Origin of the sequence: Dokdonia sinensis (assembly GCF_003688895.1) — a bacterium.
GTDB lineage: Bacteria > Bacteroidota > Bacteroidia > Flavobacteriales > Flavobacteriaceae > Dokdonia > Dokdonia sinensis.
Map to the genome: position 1 here is coordinate 20,130 of NZ_REFV01000009.1, position 19,132 is coordinate 39,261.

The following is a 19,132-nucleotide window of genomic DNA, read 5'->3' on the forward strand; positions in this document are numbered from 1 at the left end:
TTTGGATAAAACTCACATCACACTTATTGGCCTAAATTTCTTTCCTGAGAGCACAGCGATAGGATTATATTCTACCCAAATGGCACAATATCTGGAAAACGAAGGTATGCATATAGATGTGATAACCGCGTTTCCGTACTATCCAGAATGGAAAATTGCAGAGGCTTATAAAGACAAGAAACGTTACTTACAAGAAGACTTAGGAAGTATAAAGCTTTATCGGTATAAACAATACGTTCCGGCTCACCCCACTTTTTTTAAACGCGTAATACATATTTTAAGTTTTACTTGGGGCTCGTTTTGGAACCTCTGGAAAATCAAAAAGTGTGACATAGTGATCTCTGTAGTGCCCTTTACCAGTAGTACGTTTTTGGGATACATTCAGAAAAAACGATTTAATGCTAGGTCCTGGATTCATATTCAGGATTTCGAATTTGATGCGGCATTCCAGAGCGGCTTAACAAATCAAGGTGAGCAAGAAGGAGGACTTGTTTATAGATTGCTTATGCACATCGAGAAAAAACTTTTTTCGAAGGCTGACATTGTGAGTACCATAAGCCAGACAATGCTTAAAAAGTTAGAAAAGAAAACAAAAAGCCGCACTTACTTTCTTCCAAATTGGATAGATGGAAAAGGGGTGAATCCCGCTTTCGCGAAAGCGCACCCACACCTAAACTCCTCAAAATTTAAAATCCTATATTCTGGAAACATAGGTGACAAACAAGACTGGGCATTTTTTAAGCTATTTGCCGAAAGATTGGACTGCAAAAAATACGAAGTTATTATTGTAGGGGCAGGTTCCATGCTTCACGAAGTTTCTCGGGACATTAGGGATTTACAGGGAGTAACATTATTTCCGCCAGTACCGTATGAAGAGCTTAATGATCTGCTTTGTAGCGCAAATGTGCACATCCTTTTTCAAAAAGCAGAAGTGCTCGATACTGTAATGCCCTCAAAAATTCTAGGGATGATGGCTAGCGCAACCCCCTCCATAATTACGGGTCATCCAGACTCAGAAGTTGCGACAACTATGGAAATCTCTGGAGGAGGTTTTTATAGTTCAGATACTGGAGTAGGGACAGTACTTAAACAGCTTGAGATATTACGTAGAGACTCGGAAAAGTCTAAAACAATGGGTATTAAGGCACGTGAGTTTGTCTTGAAAAACTTCTCAAAAGACGAAATACTCTCACAGTTCGTTACTGCCTTAAAACAATTATAGCAAGGAGCATCCTAAAAGCTGTAAAAACATCGTTATTTTTGTCACAAACACTCTTTAGATATGAAGATTACTGTCGTAGGAACAGGATATGTAGGTCTCGTAACAGGAACGTGCCTCGCCGAAACAGGAAATGAAGTAGTTTGTGTAGATATAGACGCTGCAAAAGTTGCACGCATGCAGGCTGGTGAAGTGCCTATTTATGAGCCACATCTTGATGTTATTTTCGAGCGTAATATAAGCGCAGGTAGATTAACATTTACAACATCACTACAGGATGGGTTAGATCACGGAGAGATTATTTTTCTAGCGCTCCCCACTCCAGAAGATGAAGATGGTTCTGCAGACTTGTCTTACGTTCTCGGCGTTGCACAAGAGATTGGAAAATACATCACCAGTTATAAAGTTATTGTAGATAAAAGCACGGTACCCGTAGGTACAGCAGAGAAAGTCCGTGAGACCATAGCGCAGCATACAAGTCAAGCTTTTGACGTAGTATCAAATCCAGAATTCTTGAGAGAGGGTTTTGCTGTAGACGATTTTTTAAAACCAGAACGCATTGTCGTAGGTTCATCATCTGAGCGCGCAACGGCATTAATGGAAAAATTGTATAAACCATTTGTACGCTCTGGCAATCCTATCATAATAATGGATGAAAAAAGTGCAGAACTCACAAAGTATGCTTCAAACTCATTCCTAGCTGCAAAAATCACTTTTATGAATGAGGTTGCAAATTATTGCGAGCTTGTAGGTGCAGATGTAGACATGGTACGTCGCGGAATGGGAACAGATTCTCGTATAGGGAAACGATTCCTTTTTCCAGGGATAGGATATGGAGGATCTTGCTTTCCTAAGGATGTAAAGGCCCTTCAAAAATCTGGTCGCGATTCAGGATATGACTTTAAAATGCTGGATGCGGTAATTGACATTAACAATGATCAGAAAGTAAAACTCATTCCTAAAATTGAAAAATATTTTAACGGAGACCTAAGTGGAAAAACCATTGCATTGTGGGGCTTGGCATTTAAGCCAGAAACCGACGATATACGGGAGGCTCCATCTTTATATATGATAGAGGCTTTGTTAAAAAAAGGAGCAAAAATTGTAGCTTTTGATCCAGAAGCAATGGATAATGTAAAAGCAAAGTACCAAGATAAAATATCCTTTGCCTCAGATATGTACGGTGCTACAGATGGAGCAGATGCTTTGGTCATTAGTACAGAATGGAGTATTTTTAGAACACCTAACTTTAAGAAGCTTAGCGATAATCTTAAGAATAAAATCATCTTTGACGGACGTAATCTGTATGATGTTAATGATATGGTAAATGAAGGATTTCGTTATATTTCTATAGGTAGGAGAGAGGCATAATATGAGCAAACGTGTACTTATTACTGGAGCTGCTGGATTCTTAGGATCTCACTTATGCGATAGATTTATTAAAGAAGGTTTTGACGTCGTAGGGATAGATAATCTCATTACAGGTGACCTCGCAAATATTGAGCACCTGTTTAAGTTAGAGCAATTTGACTTTTACAATCACGATGTTACTAAGTTTGTACACGTCCCGGGAAAACTTGATTACATACTTCACTTTGCCTCTCCCGCAAGTCCAATCGATTATTTAAAAATTCCGATCCAAACACTTAAGGTCGGTTCATTAGGAACGCATAATTTACTTGGTCTAGCTAAAGAAAAGAATGCCAGAATCCTCATTGCTTCTACATCAGAGGTATACGGCGATCCGCTTGTACATCCCCAAACAGAAGATTATTATGGGAATGTAAATACTATCGGACCGCGTGGAGTTTATGACGAGGCAAAGCGTTTTCAGGAATCCATAACAATGGCGTATCATCGTTTTCATGGTCTTCAGACACGGATAGTACGTATTTTTAATACTTATGGGCCAAGAATGCGACTTAATGACGGTCGTGTGATTCCAGCATTTATCGGGCAGGCGCTACGCGGAGAAGATTTAACGGTTTTTGGAGACGGAAGTCAGACACGCTCTTTTTGCTATGTAGATGACCAAGTAGAAGGCATATACAGACTCTTAATGAGTGATTACGCACTCCCCGTAAACATAGGAAACCCAGATGAGATAACAATAGGGGACTTTGCAGAAGAGATCATAAAACTCACCGGTACAAATCAAAAAGTAGTCTATAAAGATTTACCTGTAGATGATCCTATGCAGCGCAAACCTGATATTTCAAAAGCAAAGGAAATTCTAAACTGGGAAGCTACAACTTCTCGTCAGGAGGGAATGAAAAAAACCTACGATTACTTTAAAGGTCTCTCACAGGAGCAGCTTTACAAAAGTGAGCACAAGGATTTTTCAAAACACATTGTGAAATAGCACATGGCGTACAAAAGAGGTAGATATTCTGGGTACATACGCCCAGCATTTTATGTGGTAGACCTTGCTATAATTCTGGCAATGGCGCAGCTTTTTTTACCCCTTAATGGACATTTTTTAGCATTTGCCATACTCATACCCGCCACTTGGATCGTTTCTACCATTAAAACAAAATTTTACGAAGTATATCGTTACACGCAACTCACGCGTATCTTCTCCCTCATATTTATCCAGTTAGTGCTCTTTGTACTCACAGTATTTGCGTTTTTCGGGTATTACGCTTTCGCGAAAGCGAACCCTCAAACGATATTTGCATACATAGGTTACGTATTTCTATGCATTACGATAGTAAAACTGGCGGTATATTTCCTTCTAAAAAAATACAGAACTGTCTTGGGTGGAAATTACCGTCGTGTTGTAATTTTTGGTGATAACCCTAAGACGAGACAGTTAGAAGCATTTTTCCTTAAGAATAAGGATTATGGATACAAGCTCGCTCAGATTTTTGACACGACACATCCAGATGTTTCTATAGAATCTGCGTTTGCATACATCGTAAACGAAAATATAGACGAAATATACTGTTCCATCGCAGAGTTTGATAATGATGAGTTGCGAGAGATAACAGATTTTGCAGACAACAATTTGAAAATCCTCAAGTTCATTCCGGACAATAAGGAGATTTTCTCAAAGAAACTCAACTATAATTATTTAGGGATAACCCCAATACTCTCATTAAGAGAAATTCCTATAGACACTCCTTTAAATCAGTTTATAAAGCGCAGTTTTGACATTATAATGTCTATCCTTATTTTGGTTGGTCTGCTATCTTGGTTAACACCACTACTAGCCCTATTAATAAGTATCGAATCTAAGGGACCAGTATTTTTTAAGCAAAAACGCAACGGGCTGGATTACAAAGAATTTTACTGCTATAAATTCAGGTCTATGCGTCCCAATCCCACGGCAGACATACATCAGGTACGCCGGGGAGACTCCCGTATAACCAGGGTAGGAAAATTTATAAGAAAGACAAGCATAGACGAGCTTCCACAATTTATTAATGTGCTCAAAGGTGAGATGTCTGTTGTGGGGCCAAGACCGCATATGGTAAGCCACACACACATGTATGCAGAGCGTATAGATAAATTTATGGTGCGTCACTTTATCAAACCGGGAATCACGGGGCTTGCTCAGACGAGTGGTTATCGTGGGCAGGTAGAGAGCGATCACGACATCATAAATCGTGTAAAATTTGATATCTTTTATGTAGAAAACTGGTCTTTGCTACTGGATATAAAGATTGTCATTCAAACTGTTGTAAAAGCACTCTCAGGCGATGAAAAAGCCTATTGATTCCTCATTGGTATCTATCATCACCCCATTGTATAATGGAGCACAGTTTATTGCTCAAACCGTAGCGAGTATTCAAGCCCAAACGTATCAAAACTGGGAACAGCTCATTGTAGATGATTTCTCGACAGATGATTCTTTAGCCATTGTAAAAAACCTCGCTCAGAGTGATAAACGTATAAAGGTAATTTCGCTTTCGCAAAACAAGGGCGCAGCTCACGCAAGAAATGAAGCAACCGCTGTCGCTCAAGGCAAATACGTCGCCTTTCTAGATGCAGACGACCTTTGGCATCCAGAAAAATTAGAGCGACAGATTGCCTTTATGCAACAGCACGATTGTGCAGTATCCTACACCAACTACCTTCACATAGACGAAGATGGCTCAATGCTTAACAAACGCATCAAGGCAATGCCTAGACTTTCTTATAAAAAGCAACACGCAAACAATTACATAGGCAATCTCACCGGAATATATGATGTAGAAAAAGTGGGGAAAATCGATGCACCAAACATTAGAAAACGTCAAGACTGGGCGGTATGGCTGGAAGCGATTAAGAAAGCAGGAAAACCAGCGTTAGGATTGCAAGAAGACCTTGCCTGCTATAGAATAAGAGAAGGCTCTATGAGTGCTAATAAGATGAATTTAGTTAAGTATAACCATCAGTTTTATCGCGAGTACTTAGGATACTCGGCAGTGAAATCTTCCTTTTTTTTGCTGCTGTTTTTTTGGGAGTATTTTGTGGTTAGGCCTAAATGGATAGAGAAATTTTAGAATTTTAAAATCAGAAGGCATTGCTCTAATTTTCAAGCCTACTATCAATATAGGGGATTACTCTTTTAACAGATTCATTAAAATTCTTTAGAGAGGCAGTGTGTAAATTTATGGTGAGCTGGCGGTGCATTATCACTCTATTTTTAAAGTCTCTAGAAAGAAAATATTCAAAATCCTCGTCTTTTCTTGTTTTTAGAAAACGCTCGATGGAATAGTTTTCAAAGGTCTTTAAATGCGCTGTGTTTGTGGCTACATCTTCTCTTAGCTTCAAATCAATATCCTCAAAATTTGTATCATACCTATCGTAAAAATTTAAGAGCATCTGTACTACTGTATCTGTGGCTATCTTAATGTCAGAACGCTCCGCACGTAATAAATCTATAGAAGTACTGGTTATTTTAAACGGAGCATTAGAAAAAGGTATAGAAGAAATGCCCTTATTTTCCTTAAGAACATCAAGATTAAAGCTATCACTTACAAGAATATTCGTGAGGCTATCCTGTTTTTCATAATAGTTAATTATATGATGTGAAACTATGGTGTCCTGAATAAAGTCAGTTTTTACAAGCTCTAGAATCGTTTTGTAACGATTTTCTGTTTTTCTATTTTCATTCCAGTTATTAAGACTTACCGCAATCAAAATTCCAACAACGACAAGCAGGATTTCTCCAACAGCATATTTCAACATTTTTTTCATTCTTTGTTATATTTTACTCACAAACTGCTTCAACTTCCCGCGATTGCTTCGATCCATCAGATCTACTTTCTCAAAAATTATGTTGAGGTCATCTTCAAGATAGGTATACGTGGCTTTTATGATAGCATTTTCTTCGGCAGCATTAAGCTTTCTTTTGGCTTTATAAATGATTTTAAAGGTGTCCATCGCGGTTTGTTCGATGACAAATTCGCTTACGTTTCCATCTTCTTCGATGACGCTTTTGGTGACATAATAAAAGGTAAGTCCTGGGACTACTTTGCCACTAGGTAATCGGGCGATATCGTTGGTACGGCCTATGAGTTTTTCGAGTACGGGATATTTGAGGTTTTCTTTTTGCGACAGCGTACCTATATCCCCAATGGCGTAGCGTATAAACGGGTGCGCTTTATTATATAAACTGGTAACCACAATATTTCCAGCTGTCCCGTCTGGAACCGGTTGATTATTATCGTCTAGAATTTCTACAAATAGTAATTCACTATCCACTTGAAAGTGACCTTCTCGGTTCTGAAATGCAATAAGTCCAAGCTCTGAGGCGCCATACTCATTGATAATAGGAATACCGAACTGCGCTTCCATCAACTGTTTATCACTATCAAAAAGCATCTCGCTCGTCACAATGCAGGCTTTGAGTGAAGGACAAACTTCTTTTAGAATGTTGTTTTTTTGTTTTAAAAATTTTGCAAAAAGCACAATACTACTCGTATACCCGTTGAGGTAATCAAAGGGGGTTGTTTCAAATTTTTTAAGAACGCCCGCGAGTTTTTCATCACTCAAATCAAATACGGGAAAGCGATACCGTTTGCCTATCCAATCCTTTAATCGTTCCTTGCGATACCCCACAAAATCCAGCGGAATACCATAAAACCGAGCTTGTCTCGAGCGGTTCACATCTAAATCATACCAGTCATATCGATCCATAAAACTCGCCCAAGAAAGCGCGTGAGAGAACTTGTCTTTTGCAAACACAAACGGATGCCCAGAAGATCCAGAAGTCTTATTTACATATACGTTTTTAGGAGTAAACCCTTTAGAAAGTCGCTGTGTGAGCGGTTGTTGTAAATCTGATTTGGTGAGTACAGGAAGGTCGTTCCAGTCGAGATCTGAGAGGTGCGCGGCGCGTTTTTTGTAAAAAGGATTGTGCTTTTTATGATAGGCTACAATTTCGGCTTTTTTCTTTGCGATATAGTCGGGATACTCAGACGCTGGGATGGACTGGATGCGGGATAACTCCGCTTTCGCGAAAGCAATATCATACCCCTTCAATTGTAATGTCCAGTTAAACAGTCCCAACCCTTTTTTCTTTTGCCGAAAAATAGTGAAAGCAAATAAGAGTGACGAGCGACTGTGGATGATTTTTTTAAATTAGAATAAAGGCGGAATGCGTGCTTCCAATTAATGGAACTATTTAAAAAGAACAAATATTATTCCTACCTTTGACGTTAGTAACGTAAAGCAAAACTATGATTATTTCTTTTGGCTCGAAACAGACCGAACAAATTTGGAATGGTATTCGGGTTAAAAAAATGCCGATTGAAATACAGAACGTTGGACGTCGAAAATTAAGGATGTTGAATAATTCGCAAGATATTGCTGATTTAAGAATACCACCTTCAAATCGACTGGAAAAACTAACTGGAAATTTAAGTGGATTTTATAGCATCCGCATAAATAGACAATGGCGAATAATATTTCAATGGGACAACGGGAATGCGAGCGAAGTTGAAATTATTGATTATCACTAAAGAAAAATAAAATGGAAAAGTTAGCAAATGTTCACCCTGGCGAAATCTTACGTTGTGAATTTCTTGAGCCTTTAGGTATTACGGCTTACCGACTTTCAAAAGACTTGAAAATACCACAAACGAGAATTTCAGAAATTGTAAAAGGCAACCGTCGCATAACGGCAGATACTGCTTTACGCTTGAGTAAATATTTTGGAAACTCTGCTAAATTCTGGCTTGGAATTCAAGACGATTTTGACATCGAAGAAGAAAAAGTAAACAAGGCGGAAGAGTTGAACGAGATAGAACAGTATGAAAATAAGAACGTTGCTTAAATGGGATTGGTTTATCTTTATGGTATGATGATAACAAAGAGTAGCTTATAACCTAAGTATGTTCCGATATATGTATGATATAAGTTGTTGTGGAGCATTAAAAAAACATTCGTCATCAATGAAAACACATCTGATTTTAATTTTTAATTTAATTTTTGCTCTAACTTTCGGACAGCAAGAAAACTTAATCAAATTTCAAGACGACAGTAGATTGAATGGATATAAAAATGCGGAAGGAGAAATAATTGTAAAACCAATGTACAAACACGCCTCTGTTTTTAATCAAGGATTGGCATTAGTTTCAACTGATGCAGGCTGGACAATCATTAATAGTAAAGGAAATGAACTTGTCGAATACGGAGAATTTCCAGGCACAGTATATTCAAATCTGGAGTATAAATATATTCGCCATAAGAAAAATGACAAATGGGGCTTTATTGACCGTAAAGGAAATCTAATTATTGATTATCAATATGATGAAACGAAAGATTTCAATGAAGAAATGGCATCTGTTCAAATAGATGGTAAATGGGGTTTTATAAATATTGAAAACGAACTGATTATTAAACCTATATTTGAAAATACTCAAGTATTTTCTGATAATTTCGCTGCAATACAATTAAACGAAAAATGGGGATTTATCGACAAAGAAGGGAATCAAGTCATTGAACCAAAATACAAAAGTGTTTACAATTTTTCTGAAGGTCTTTGTGCAGTAAACTCTCAACCCTTTGATATGGCTAATGGTGGTTGGGCCAATGAAATAATTGATAAAAGTGGTAAAATAGTATTTACTGGAGAGTTTTATTTTTTTAACGGATATTCAAACGGAATAGCAGATTATTGGGAAGGATACCATTTTAGTGGAAAACATATATTTATTGACCGAAAAGGAAATGTAATTAGGGCGGAATAAGCGCATCACAACACCAGTATAAAAGACACCACTCCCGCCTGAACCCTACCCCAAAATCTTTTCCATTTTATTAAGATTAATCTGACGAGGCAATAGAAAGGCAAAATAGCCCCAAAACCCCAAATTCCCTTTTTCCACGCTCAAATTTCTTTTTACCTACCGTAACGCCTATTTTTGCGCAAGACACATAACACCACTACTGATGAACATCTTAATCCTAGGCTCCGGCGGGAGAGAACACACCTTTACATATACAATCAAGCAAAGCCCTCTGGCAGGCAATGTCTTTGTTGCTCCTGGAAATGCTGGGACAGCACAAATCGCCACCAATGTCGCCATAAGCGTGACGGACTTTCCTGCGATTAAGGAATTTGTAATTAGGGAAAATATCGAGATGGTTGTTGTGGGGCCGGAAGATCCCTTGGTTCAAGGAGTGTATGACTTTTTTAGGGATGACGAGCAGCTTAAAAACGTTGCTGTTATCGGACCTTCTAAAGAAGGAGCAACCCTGGAGGGAAGCAAGGAGCGTGCAAAGGAGTTTATGATGGCGCACAACATTCCTACGGCAGCCTACGAAGCATTTACACCAGAAACGTTGGAAGCTGGGCAAAAATTTCTAGAAACACTAAATCCACCATATGTTCTAAAAGCCGACGGGCTTGCCGCGGGTAAGGGCGTGCTTATTATTCAAGACTTAGAAGAGGCCAAAAAAGAGCTTGCAGCGATGCTGGGAGGGAAATTTGGCGAAGCCAGTAACACCGTAGTCATCGAGGAGTTTCTTGATGGTATTGAACTAAGCGTCTTCGTTCTTACGGATGGAAAAAGCTATAAAGTCCTTCCTACAGCTAAGGATTATAAACGCATAGGAGAAGGCGATAAAGGTTTAAATACGGGAGGAATGGGAGCTATAAGTCCAGTACCCTTTGCAGATGACGCTTTTATGAAAAAAATAGAAGACCGCATCGTAAAACCTACGGTAGACGGGCTTGCTAAAGAAAATATAGAGTACAAAGGCTTCATCTTCATTGGCTTGATTAAAGTAGGCGATGACCCAAAAGTAATCGAATACAACGTCCGTATGGGCGATCCAGAAACGGAGGTCGTATTACCACGTATTAAGAGCGATTTAGTCGAGCTTTTTCAAGCAGTTTCAAAAGAAGAACTACATACCCAAACCTTTGAACTGGACGAGCGCAGTGCAACAACGGTAATGATAGTCTCAGGAGGCTATCCAGAAGCCTACGAAAAAGGAAAGGAAATAAGCGGTCTGGAAACTATCGAAGACTCCTTAGTTTTTCACGCAGGAACAACAGAGAAGGATGGAAAAGTGGTTACAAATGGAGGAAGAGTGATAGCTGTGACTTCTTTTGACAAAGATTTTAGAGAAGCTTTAAAAACGTCTTATAAGAATGTAAAGAAACTTTCTTTCGATAAAATGAATTACAGAACAGATATAGGCTTTGATTTGTAGGGAACACTTTCGCGAAAGCGTTATACATAAGAAGACAACAAAAAAATGGCCTCACATTGTGAAGCCATTTTTTGTTTTAAGTAAAGCCTATATTAATGCTTAGACTCTAAGTCGCTATCATTTCCTAAGAAACCGTGGGCTTTTGCCTCGCGATCTTCATCATTGAGTTCATTGTATTTTTTTATTTCCAACATCCAGTAGGTTAGCGCTACGATGAGAATGAGAAGAAATACCCAATTTACAAGGTTTGCACCCCACCAGTTTTCTAGCTCAAAAGCACGTATTTTATCAAACGGGTCGATAAGTAATGCCTCCCCGATGTCTTGAATCCCGTAAAAAAAATCTCTCCAGCTCATAATTATATGTGTTTACGATAAAAGTATCTTAGCTTTGTTTCAGAAACAATCGTTTCTAGAACTGCAAAAATAGATAAATCCCACTATGCTCACAAGCTTTTTTGGCAGCACAAAACCTGCAACGCTCATTATTGTTATTTGCTATATGACCGTGACCTATTTTCTGGCAAATCTTGGAGCATTTACCTTAGATGTAAACGCTTCAGAAATTACCAGAGTTTCGGGATTTTGGTTGCTTTATATTTTTACAATGTTTGTTCTTAATTTTGTTGCTCAAAAGAATGATCTAACTAAGCGTAATGCTTTTAAAATCATTTTGTTTGCTGCATTTACTGCTGCAATTCCAACAGCCTTGGTAAATACTCAAGTGCTTGTTGCTGGGATGTGTGTACTCCTCGCAATAAGGCGTATCATCTCATTGCGTTCAGGACTAGCGGTAGAGCGTAAAATATTTGATGCAGCTTTCTGGATCGGGATTGCCTCACTTTTTTATTTTTGGAGCATCTTATTTTACGGAGTGCTATATTTCGGGATTCTTATTTTTGTGGCATATAACTTTAGATATTGGTTTATACCCATTATTGGAGCCGGCTGCGTAGCCATTTTTAAAACCTGCTACGTGCTCTATATGAACGACAACACATCATTTATATGGCAGTTTTATGACCCAATTTCATTTGAATTTTCTGGGTATAATGAAGGAGCCATTCTCATAGCAATTTCCTTTTTTATTGGAATTTTTGCCTGGACAATTTTTAATTACATCAGAGGGTACCAAGCGGCAGCAATGAAGCAAGCACCTGTTTACATTCTCATTATTGTAATCGCAGGCGTAGGGTTAACGTTGACCATACTTGCCCCTTCTAAAAATGGAGATGAGTGGTATTTCTTCATCCCAGCACTATGCATTATTACAGCAAATTATCTGGAAAAAGCAAAAGGGAAAATTTTTAAAGATCTCTTTCTTGGAGTTATCATATTATTACCATTTTTGATCTTGTATTTGAGTTAATGCAGTATAATCTATCACATATAGAGCGCGAACTCAAAAAAAGATTGCCGTACGAGAACAAGTGGTTTCAGAAACAGAATAACCACTGGGATAATGCTACAAAATTTATCTATAAAATAGACGCCTGGAATGACTTGCTGACCGAAATTAAAAGCGCTCGACTTCAGAATAATTTTGACGAAGAACCTTTCTTTTATTACGCCGTAAATCGCTGGTACAATTTCTGGAGCGCCATGGCTACAGAACAAATTTTTACAAGTATGCCTGGTTTTGCACCTAACCCTAAACCGCTGGAGGATCACTATGATTTCCGCTGGCTGGGAGAGCGGTTTGACTTAAAGACAAGTGTTTTTCCTAAGCGCTATTTAGAAGGTAGTGAGGATAGGTACGCTTTCGCGAAAGCAAACAAAAGACACCTCATAAGCTGGTTTTACCAGCACCAAAGCGCGGGACAGCGCCACCATCTCAATAACCGCATCTTCCTAGTGTGTCACGCCAAAGACGGGTCACATTACAAACTAAAAGCCGAAATAGAAAAAATACGTCCCATCATACAAAACTATTGTACGACCAAAACTCCAGCAAATACCATAAAATTCGAACTTGAAGCTGGTAAGGAAACGCTGGCAGACATCATTTGGATAGAAGGATGAATTATATAGGTTCTAAACATACGCTCGCTCCTTTTATAACTCAGACGGTACACAACGTTTGTGGCGATGATTTGACTGAGAAAACCTTCTGCGATTTATTTGCCGGGACGGGAAGTGTTGGCCGAAATTTTAAGGATAAAGTAGCTAAAGTCATTGCAAACGATCTGGAATATTACAGCTATATTCTCAATAGCACATTTCTGAATAACGACACTTCTATTTATCATAGAGAATTATTGTCTGAGCTCAATAACTTAAAAGGAATTTCAGGTTTTATTGCGTCTGAATATGGAGCATATGGCGAGGCAGGACGTAATTATTTCTCTCAAGAAAATGCCCAAAAAATAGATGCTGTCCGGCTAAAAATAGAAAAGTGGAAAACTGACGGAGCTATTGATAAGGGAACATTCTATTGGTTGCTCACAGTTTTACTAGAGGCGGCAGATAAGGTAGCAAACACGGCATCTGTGTATGGTGCTTATCTCAAAGGCTTAAAGAAAACAGCACAGAAGCCCTTGGTACTTCATTGGCAAGAACAGGATCTATTTGAAATATTAAGTAACACTAATCAAAGTAATGAGGTGTATAATGAAGATGCAAACACGCTTATAAAAAAGATAAACGGTGACATCCTTTACCTGGATCCGCCATACAATGCGCGACAGTACGGTGCAAACTACCATCTGCTCAATACTATTGCAAAATATGATACCTTTGCACCCGTAGGTAAAACGGGATTGCCCGCCTACAATAAAAGCGCGTATTGTAGCAAGGTAAAGGTCGAAGAAGCCTTTGAGTCCTTAATAAAAAACGCACAATTCAAGTATATTTTCTTGAGTTATAACAATGAGGGTCTAATGTCCTCAGAAGTAATACGAAGTACACTTGAAAAGTATGGCAGGTATGATTTGGCAACCACCACATATCAACGGTTCAAAGCAGATAAGACAGAAAGCCGAAACCATAAAGCAAGCAGTACCATAGAATATTTACACATTTTAGAGAAGTAATTATGTTTTCAGAAAAAGCAAACGCCATTTTTAAAGAAGCCATCGACACCTACCACGTAGTAAATACTGTCGACCAACCTTTTAAAAATAAATATGATAAGAACGACGACCTCCTAGCCCATCTTTTATATAGAAAATGCTGGATAGACACCGTACAATGGCATTATGAGGATATCATACGTGACCCTCAGATAGATCCTGTTGCAGCACTCACACTTAAGCGTAAAATAGACGCGTCTAATCAGGATCGTACAGATATGGTGGAGTATATAGACAGCTATTTTTTAGAAAAATATAAAGATGTCACTGTAAAAGATGGAGCAACCATCAACACAGAAAGTCCGGCTTGGGGTATAGATCGCCTCTCGATTTTAGCCTTGAAGGTATATCATATGCAAGAGGAAGCTACTCGCGAGAATGCCACAGATGCACACCGCGAGGCCTGCCAGAAAAAACTGTACATTCTTCTTGAACAACGCGTAGACCTTTCCACCGCTATCGACACCTTATTAAATGATATTGCTCACGGAGACAAGTATATGAAAGTATACAAGCAAATGAAGATGTACAATGATGACGAACTCAACCCTGTGTTGAGAAACGTAAAGAAATAGTCTTAACCTCATTTGAGATAATATACGCATTGACCTTTTCTCAAATGATTAACTATATTGAGCCAATTTTCTCCCTTTAGGGTCGGGGGAAAAAATTGGCGGCTCGATATGGCAACTCAACCACACATCCTCATCATCCGCCTCTCTGCAATGGGAGATGTAGCGATGTGCGCGCCTGTAGTTTACGCTTTCGCGAAAGCGTACCCAGAAGTAAAAATTTCTTTCCTGTCCAAACCTTTTTTTAAACCCTTAGTAGAAGCAATCCCAGGCGCCACCTTCATTCCCGCCGAGGTAGAAGAACAACACAAGGGAATCCCTGGAATATTAAGACTCTCGAGCCAACTCAAACAGCAAAATCTAACTGCTGTGGTGGATTTACATAACGTATTGCGCTCTAAGATGCTCAGGAAATTCCTAAGAGTTCCTGGAACGAGAATCACAAAAGGACGTACAGCAAAAAAAGCACTCACTAGAGCACATAACAAGGTTTTTGAACAGCTGGAGACCACTATTGAGCGTTATGTGGAGGCATTTAAAAAGCAAGGTTACCTAGATGTTGTTCCTAGGGCACTGCCTAAACCTCAAATGTTACCAGTTGTAAAAGCATTTACAGAGCCATATAAAGGAAAATGGATGGGTATTGCACCATTTGCAGCGCACGAAGGCAAACAATATCCACTTGAGTTAATTCAGGAAGTTATTGAGGATTTAGACTCGTCGGGTGATGTGAGCATTTTTCTCTTTGGCTCACCTAAGGAGTCGAGTACACTAGATGGACTTTCAGAGAGTTGTACCAGTGTGACGGTTCTAGGAGGGTTATTATCCTTTGAAGAAGAGCTGAATCTTATTGCACATCTCGATGTAATGCTCAGTATGGATAGTGGTAACGGGCATCTTGCGGCAATGTACGGCGTGCCTACAGTTACGCTTTGGGGAGTAACTCACCCGTATGCTGGTTTTGCACCATTTGGCCAAGAGGAGCATTGTTTAGTCTCAGACCGTGAGCAATATCCGCTTATTCCGACATCTGTGTTTGGTAATAAAGTTCCAGATGGATATGAAGACGTGATGCGTACGATTGTTCCAGAAACTGTTGTCAAAAAAGTCACATCATTGCTCTAATTTTGTTATGCACGCATAATACATTTATCACTATCTTTGGGTACCTAAAATCATAGATAATGGCTAGCAAGAAAACATCACTTCAAGAAATGCTCGGTATAAAGCATCCTATCATTATGGCACCTATGTTTCTGGTGTCTAATGTTGCAATGCTCAAGGCGGGAATGGAACAAGGCATCGCCGCCTGTGTCCCTGCGCTTAATTATCGTACGATTCCTGAGCTGGAAGCTGCCATTAAAGAATTGAAGGCCGCCAAAGTCCCTGGAGGTTCCTTCGGAATTAACTTGATAGTCAATAAATCAAACACAAAATATCCAGATCAGCTCGCAACGGCTTGTGAACTGGGCGTAGATTTTATTATTACTTCGTTAGGTTCGCCACGCAAGGTGATAGAAATGGCAAAACCCAAAGGAATTAAGGTTTTATGTGATGTTACTGACCTTGCTTATTCAAAAAAAGTTGAGGAAATGGGTTGTGACGCGCTCGTTGCGGTAAATAATCAAGCAGGTGGGCATCGTGGAAACATAAGCCCTGAGGCGCTCATACGCGAACTAGACGAAAACTGCGCTATTCCAGTAATTTCTGCAGGAGGAGTGAGTAACAAGGAAGATCTTGAGAGAATGATGTCCTACGGGGCGATAGGAGCGAGCATAGGAAGTCCATTTATTGCCTCAGAAGAAGCTCCTGTTTCTCAGGAGTATAAACAGGCTTGCGTAGATTATGGCGCAGAAGATATTGTAATGACCCAAAAGATTTCTGGAACTCCGTGTACTGTCATCAACACGCCTTATGTCCAGAAAATAGGTACAAAACAAACGTGGATTGAGAAAATCCTAAACAAGAACAAAAAGCTCAAGAAGTGGGTAAAGATGATACGTTTTGCTAAGGGTATGAATGACACCCGCAAGGCAGCGCAGGGAGCCACGTATAAAACTGTTTGGGTGGCAGGACCTACCATTGAGGAGACCAAGGCGATTGAGCCGGTGGCTACAATAATTAAAAGGTTTATCTAGGTTTTTACGCTTTCGCGAAACCTGTGCTTAGCGCAGTCGAAGGAGCGGAAATCTACTTTTCCTTCATTTCGACTCCCGAGACTTCGGGAGGAGAAATCACATCATAAGCTCCAGGAAAAAAACTAAGGAAACGCGCTTACTAATACCTGCTCATTGTAATGAGATTTCTCGTCGTTCCTCCATCGAAAGGACGAGCTTATATCATCTCAAATACCCCAACTCCATTAGCGCTTTCTCACCCGCAGCAGGAGTGCTCTCCCCATTGACAAGCACGATATTCCTGTCTGATACTTCTAGAACATCTGGGTAATAGTGATCTGTAAGAACGATGCCTTTTTTTGCCTTAAGCGAAATCAAAAACTTCTTGATTTCTTCTTTGTATAAGGGTTCTATCATAGAGAACGGTTCATCCAAAAGTAAAAAGGGATGCGGTAAATGTGCCACAAGCAGTAACTCAAGGTAACGTCGCTCTCCCATAGACAGGAGACCAATTTTAGTTTTGGCGATGCGCTCAATAAAGGGTGCTCTAAAAATCAAATCTTGTTCTTCCCCAGCTGAAAAAAACAGCGGAATCACATCACGAACCTTTAAATGCTTGGGCAAGAAATTGTCTTGTGGTAAGTACCCGATGTGCTGTTCGGTAATGATTTGTGATTGTTTGACTGGCAGATTGTTAATGCGCACGTCCAGCGCATCTGCTTTTAAAGTTCCGAAGAGCATTTTTAGCAAGGTAGACTTCCCGCTCCCGTTGCGCCCGAAGATGCCTATAATTTCGCCTTGAGCGAGCTCAAAAGAAACATTGGTCAATACCTTTTTTGAACCAAAAGATTTACGGGCATAATATAATTTAAGGACGCTATTCATATCCACATAGCTATTAAAAGTGCGATTAGGATACCGATGCCTAAATTAATTCCCCACGTTCTTAGGATGAGGTCCTTCTTCGTAAAACCTAGATTATGGTACATATAATACTGTTGTTTTTGGAAATAAGAAAAGGCTAAAACACCTAAACCTGTCCCGAAAACGCCAAAAATGACGCACATATTGAGCAATCCGCCAGCAAAACTGTCAAAAGCGCCGGAACTTGCAATTCCCAAAAAGAAACAGATGGCAAGGGTGTATAAGGTTACATCGCGATAGTATGTCCACATTGTATAAAAATAGAGAAAGCGCAATGAAATCGAACTCAAAATTGAATTCGAAAACTGAAATCACTTATCTAGTGCGTAATTTTAGCGCATTTTAAATGCGCACAAAAAAAGCACGCCTTACAAAGGCGCGCTAGAGGTCGTACGTCATATATCAGATAGCGCCAGCCATCAAGTCCTACGTCGTTTTTTCGACTTCGACTTCGATTTCAGGTTCGATTTCGATTTCGAGCGTAGCGACTCGCCTACACTTCATCATAATTTACTACCACTTTTGCACTCGTAGGATGCGCTTGACAAGTGAGAATCAAACCTTCGGCGACTTCACTATCTGTTAGGATTTGATTTTTTGCCATTTCGGCGGTGCCTTCGGTGATTCTTGCGATACAGCTACTGCATATTCCGCCCTGACAGGAGTGTGGGGCATCTATGTCTTGGTCGAGCGCGGCGTCCAAAATAAGGTCTTCTTGCTTCATTGTAAACTCAAATTCTTCATCATCCACAATCACTTTTATGGCTGTCTGACCGTCCAGAACAGCTTCTACACTTCCCGCATCTTCGGAAGGAGTAAAAAGTTCGAAATGGATTTTATCGTCAGAAGCTCCGTTTTCCTTGAGCACTTTACTCACTTCCTTTATCATAGGTTCTGGCCCACAGAGGTAGTAAGCGCCAAAGTTATGCTCGGCATATTTATTCTTAACCACAAAATTTACGGTAGACTTCATGATACGTCCAAAGTGCGCTCCATCCTCACGCGACTGGCTGTATATAAATTCTATGGAAAATCGACCCTTATACTGCTCTTTTAATGCAAGCAGTTCATCTCTAAAGATGGTGTCGTCTGGTGTTTTGTTCCCATAAACGAGAACGAACTTACTGTTTGGCAACTGAGCAAGGGCTGTTTTTATAATCGATAACACGGGCGTAATCCCTGAACCTGCGGCAAAGGCGGCGAAGGTTGTGGTGTCCGCTTTCGCGAAAGCGGCATCATCAAAGATAAATTTACCCTCTGGAGGGTGAACTTCCATCGTGTCGCCTTCTTTTAAATCGCGGTTTGCATACTTAGAAAAAGTGCCATCTTCAACTTCTTTTACCGAAACTTTGAGCAAGCCACTTTGCGGGGTACTGCACAGGGAGTAGGCCCGGCGTATTTCTTCTCCGTTGATTCTTGTTTTAAGGGTGATATACTGACCTGCTTTAAAAGCGAAGGTGTCTTTTAAATTATCTGGAATACCAAAAGCGATGGAAACGGCTTTATCTGTTTCTCGGGTAATGGTTTGTATTTTTAGCGAATGGAATTGTGCCATATTATTTTTTTTGCAAAAATACGA

At 39.7% G+C, this 19,132-nt stretch carries 21 protein-coding genes; 15 read left to right on the top strand and 6 right to left on the bottom strand.

Features of this window, described 5'->3' with window-relative positions:
- Position 1 precedes the first annotated feature (1 nt).
- The 5 genes from EAX61_RS10035 to EAX61_RS10055 are packed head-to-tail and all read left to right on the top strand — an operon-like array spanning position 2 to position 5,706.
- Positions 2-1,222, top strand: coding sequence for a WcaI family glycosyltransferase (locus tag EAX61_RS10035; RefSeq protein WP_121917561.1), 1,221 nt, complete (start codon positions 2-4; stop codon positions 1,220-1,222).
- A 60-nt stretch (positions 1,223-1,282) separates the two neighbouring features.
- The gene (locus EAX61_RS10040) at positions 1,283-2,590 is read left to right on the top strand and encodes a UDP-glucose dehydrogenase family protein (protein WP_121917562.1); all 1,308 of its coding nucleotides are present in this window, start codon (positions 1,283-1,285) and stop codon (positions 2,588-2,590) included.
- 1 nt (position 2,591) lies between these two features.
- A complete protein-coding gene (locus EAX61_RS10045) occupies positions 2,592-3,581 on the top strand; it encodes a UDP-glucuronic acid decarboxylase family protein (RefSeq protein ID WP_121917563.1) in 990 nt (329 codons plus the stop codon).
- A gap of 3 nt (positions 3,582-3,584) precedes the next feature.
- On the top strand, positions 3,585-4,937 hold the full coding sequence (locus tag EAX61_RS10050; protein ID WP_121917564.1) for an exopolysaccharide biosynthesis polyprenyl glycosylphosphotransferase: 1,353 nt from the start codon (positions 3,585-3,587) through the stop codon (positions 4,935-4,937).
- The gene (locus tag EAX61_RS10055) at positions 4,921-5,706 is read left to right on the top strand and encodes a glycosyltransferase family 2 protein (RefSeq protein ID WP_121917565.1); all 786 of its coding nucleotides are present in this window, start codon (positions 4,921-4,923) and stop codon (positions 5,704-5,706) included. The genes EAX61_RS10050 and EAX61_RS10055 overlap by 17 nt, the downstream gene beginning before the upstream one ends.
- A 25-nt stretch (positions 5,707-5,731) precedes the next feature.
- Here the strand turns inward: EAX61_RS10055 and EAX61_RS10060 are convergent, their stop codons facing one another.
- Complete coding sequence (locus tag EAX61_RS10060) at positions 5,732-6,403, bottom strand: DUF6090 family protein (RefSeq protein WP_121917566.1); 672 nt, start codon at positions 6,401-6,403, stop codon at positions 5,732-5,734.
- 6 nt (positions 6,404-6,409) lie between these two features.
- Positions 6,410-7,717, bottom strand: coding sequence for a phenylacetate--CoA ligase family protein (locus EAX61_RS10065; protein ID WP_121917567.1), 1,308 nt, complete (start codon positions 7,715-7,717; stop codon positions 6,410-6,412).
- A 170-nt stretch (positions 7,718-7,887) separates the two neighbouring features.
- Here EAX61_RS10065 and EAX61_RS10070 point away from each other — a divergent pair, with 170 nt between their 5' ends.
- The 4 genes from EAX61_RS10070 to purD all read left to right on the top strand — a co-directional run bounded on the left by EAX61_RS10070 (position 7,888) and on the right by purD (position 10,870).
- A complete protein-coding gene (locus tag EAX61_RS10070) occupies positions 7,888-8,169 on the top strand; it encodes a type II toxin-antitoxin system RelE/ParE family toxin (protein WP_121917568.1) in 282 nt (93 codons plus the stop codon).
- Between the two features lie 11 nt (positions 8,170-8,180).
- On the top strand, positions 8,181-8,483 hold the full coding sequence (locus tag EAX61_RS10075) for a HigA family addiction module antitoxin (protein ID WP_121917569.1): 303 nt from the start codon (positions 8,181-8,183) through the stop codon (positions 8,481-8,483).
- A gap of 118 nt (positions 8,484-8,601) precedes the next feature.
- The gene (locus tag EAX61_RS10080; protein ID WP_161555217.1) at positions 8,602-9,399 is read left to right on the top strand and encodes a WG repeat-containing protein; all 798 of its coding nucleotides are present in this window, start codon (positions 8,602-8,604) and stop codon (positions 9,397-9,399) included.
- Positions 9,400-9,601: 202 nt separating this feature from the next.
- Positions 9,602-10,870 carry a phosphoribosylamine--glycine ligase gene (purD, locus tag EAX61_RS10085; RefSeq protein WP_121917571.1) on the top strand — a complete coding sequence of 423 codons (1,269 nt, stop codon included), beginning with the start codon at positions 9,602-9,604 and terminating at the stop codon, positions 10,868-10,870.
- A 92-nt stretch (positions 10,871-10,962) separates the two neighbouring features.
- Here the strand turns inward: purD and EAX61_RS10090 are convergent, their stop codons facing one another.
- Positions 10,963-11,226, bottom strand: a complete 264-nt coding sequence (locus EAX61_RS10090; protein ID WP_121917572.1) for a DUF6341 family protein — start codon at positions 11,224-11,226, stop codon at positions 10,963-10,965.
- A gap of 85 nt (positions 11,227-11,311) precedes the next feature.
- Here EAX61_RS10090 and EAX61_RS10095 point away from each other — a divergent pair, with 85 nt between their 5' ends.
- From EAX61_RS10095 to EAX61_RS10120, 6 genes are all read left to right on the top strand, one after another.
- Positions 11,312-12,238 (top strand): hypothetical protein, encoded by a 927-nt coding sequence (locus EAX61_RS10095; RefSeq protein WP_121917573.1) that lies wholly within the window; start codon positions 11,312-11,314, stop codon positions 12,236-12,238.
- On the top strand, positions 12,238-12,891 hold the full coding sequence (locus tag EAX61_RS10100) for a hypothetical protein (RefSeq protein ID WP_121917574.1): 654 nt from the start codon (positions 12,238-12,240) through the stop codon (positions 12,889-12,891). Before EAX61_RS10095 ends, EAX61_RS10100 begins: the two co-directional genes overlap by 1 nt.
- Positions 12,888-13,901 carry a DNA adenine methylase gene (locus EAX61_RS10105; protein WP_121917575.1) on the top strand — a complete coding sequence of 338 codons (1,014 nt, stop codon included), beginning with the start codon at positions 12,888-12,890 and terminating at the stop codon, positions 13,899-13,901. The genes EAX61_RS10100 and EAX61_RS10105 overlap by 4 nt, the downstream gene beginning before the upstream one ends.
- Positions 13,902-13,903: 2 nt before the next feature.
- Positions 13,904-14,515: a DUF4254 domain-containing protein gene (locus EAX61_RS10110; protein WP_121917576.1), complete on the top strand. Its 612-nt coding sequence runs from the start codon at positions 13,904-13,906 to the stop codon at positions 14,513-14,515.
- A 108-nt stretch (positions 14,516-14,623) separates the two neighbouring features.
- Positions 14,624-15,637 (top strand): glycosyltransferase family 9 protein, encoded by a 1,014-nt coding sequence (locus tag EAX61_RS10115; protein ID WP_121917577.1) that lies wholly within the window; start codon positions 14,624-14,626, stop codon positions 15,635-15,637.
- A 59-nt stretch (positions 15,638-15,696) separates the two neighbouring features.
- Positions 15,697-16,650: an NAD(P)H-dependent flavin oxidoreductase gene (locus tag EAX61_RS10120; protein ID WP_121917578.1), complete on the top strand. Its 954-nt coding sequence runs from the start codon at positions 15,697-15,699 to the stop codon at positions 16,648-16,650.
- 201 nt (positions 16,651-16,851) lie between these two features.
- Here EAX61_RS10120 and EAX61_RS10125 read toward each other — a convergent pair whose 3' ends face one another.
- The 3 genes from EAX61_RS10125 to EAX61_RS10135 all read right to left on the bottom strand — a co-directional run bounded on the left by EAX61_RS10125 (position 16,852) and on the right by EAX61_RS10135 (position 19,108).
- Positions 16,852-17,514, bottom strand: a complete 663-nt coding sequence (locus EAX61_RS10125) for an ABC transporter ATP-binding protein (RefSeq protein ID WP_121917579.1) — start codon at positions 17,512-17,514, stop codon at positions 16,852-16,854.
- On the bottom strand, positions 17,511-17,804 hold the full coding sequence (locus EAX61_RS10130) for a hypothetical protein (protein WP_121917580.1): 294 nt from the start codon (positions 17,802-17,804) through the stop codon (positions 17,511-17,513). Before EAX61_RS10130 ends, EAX61_RS10125 begins: the two co-directional genes overlap by 4 nt.
- Positions 17,805-18,046: 242 nt before the next feature.
- Positions 18,047-19,108, bottom strand: coding sequence for a ferredoxin--NADP reductase (locus EAX61_RS10135; RefSeq protein ID WP_121917581.1), 1,062 nt, complete (start codon positions 19,106-19,108; stop codon positions 18,047-18,049).
- Positions 19,109-19,132 lie beyond the last annotated feature (24 nt).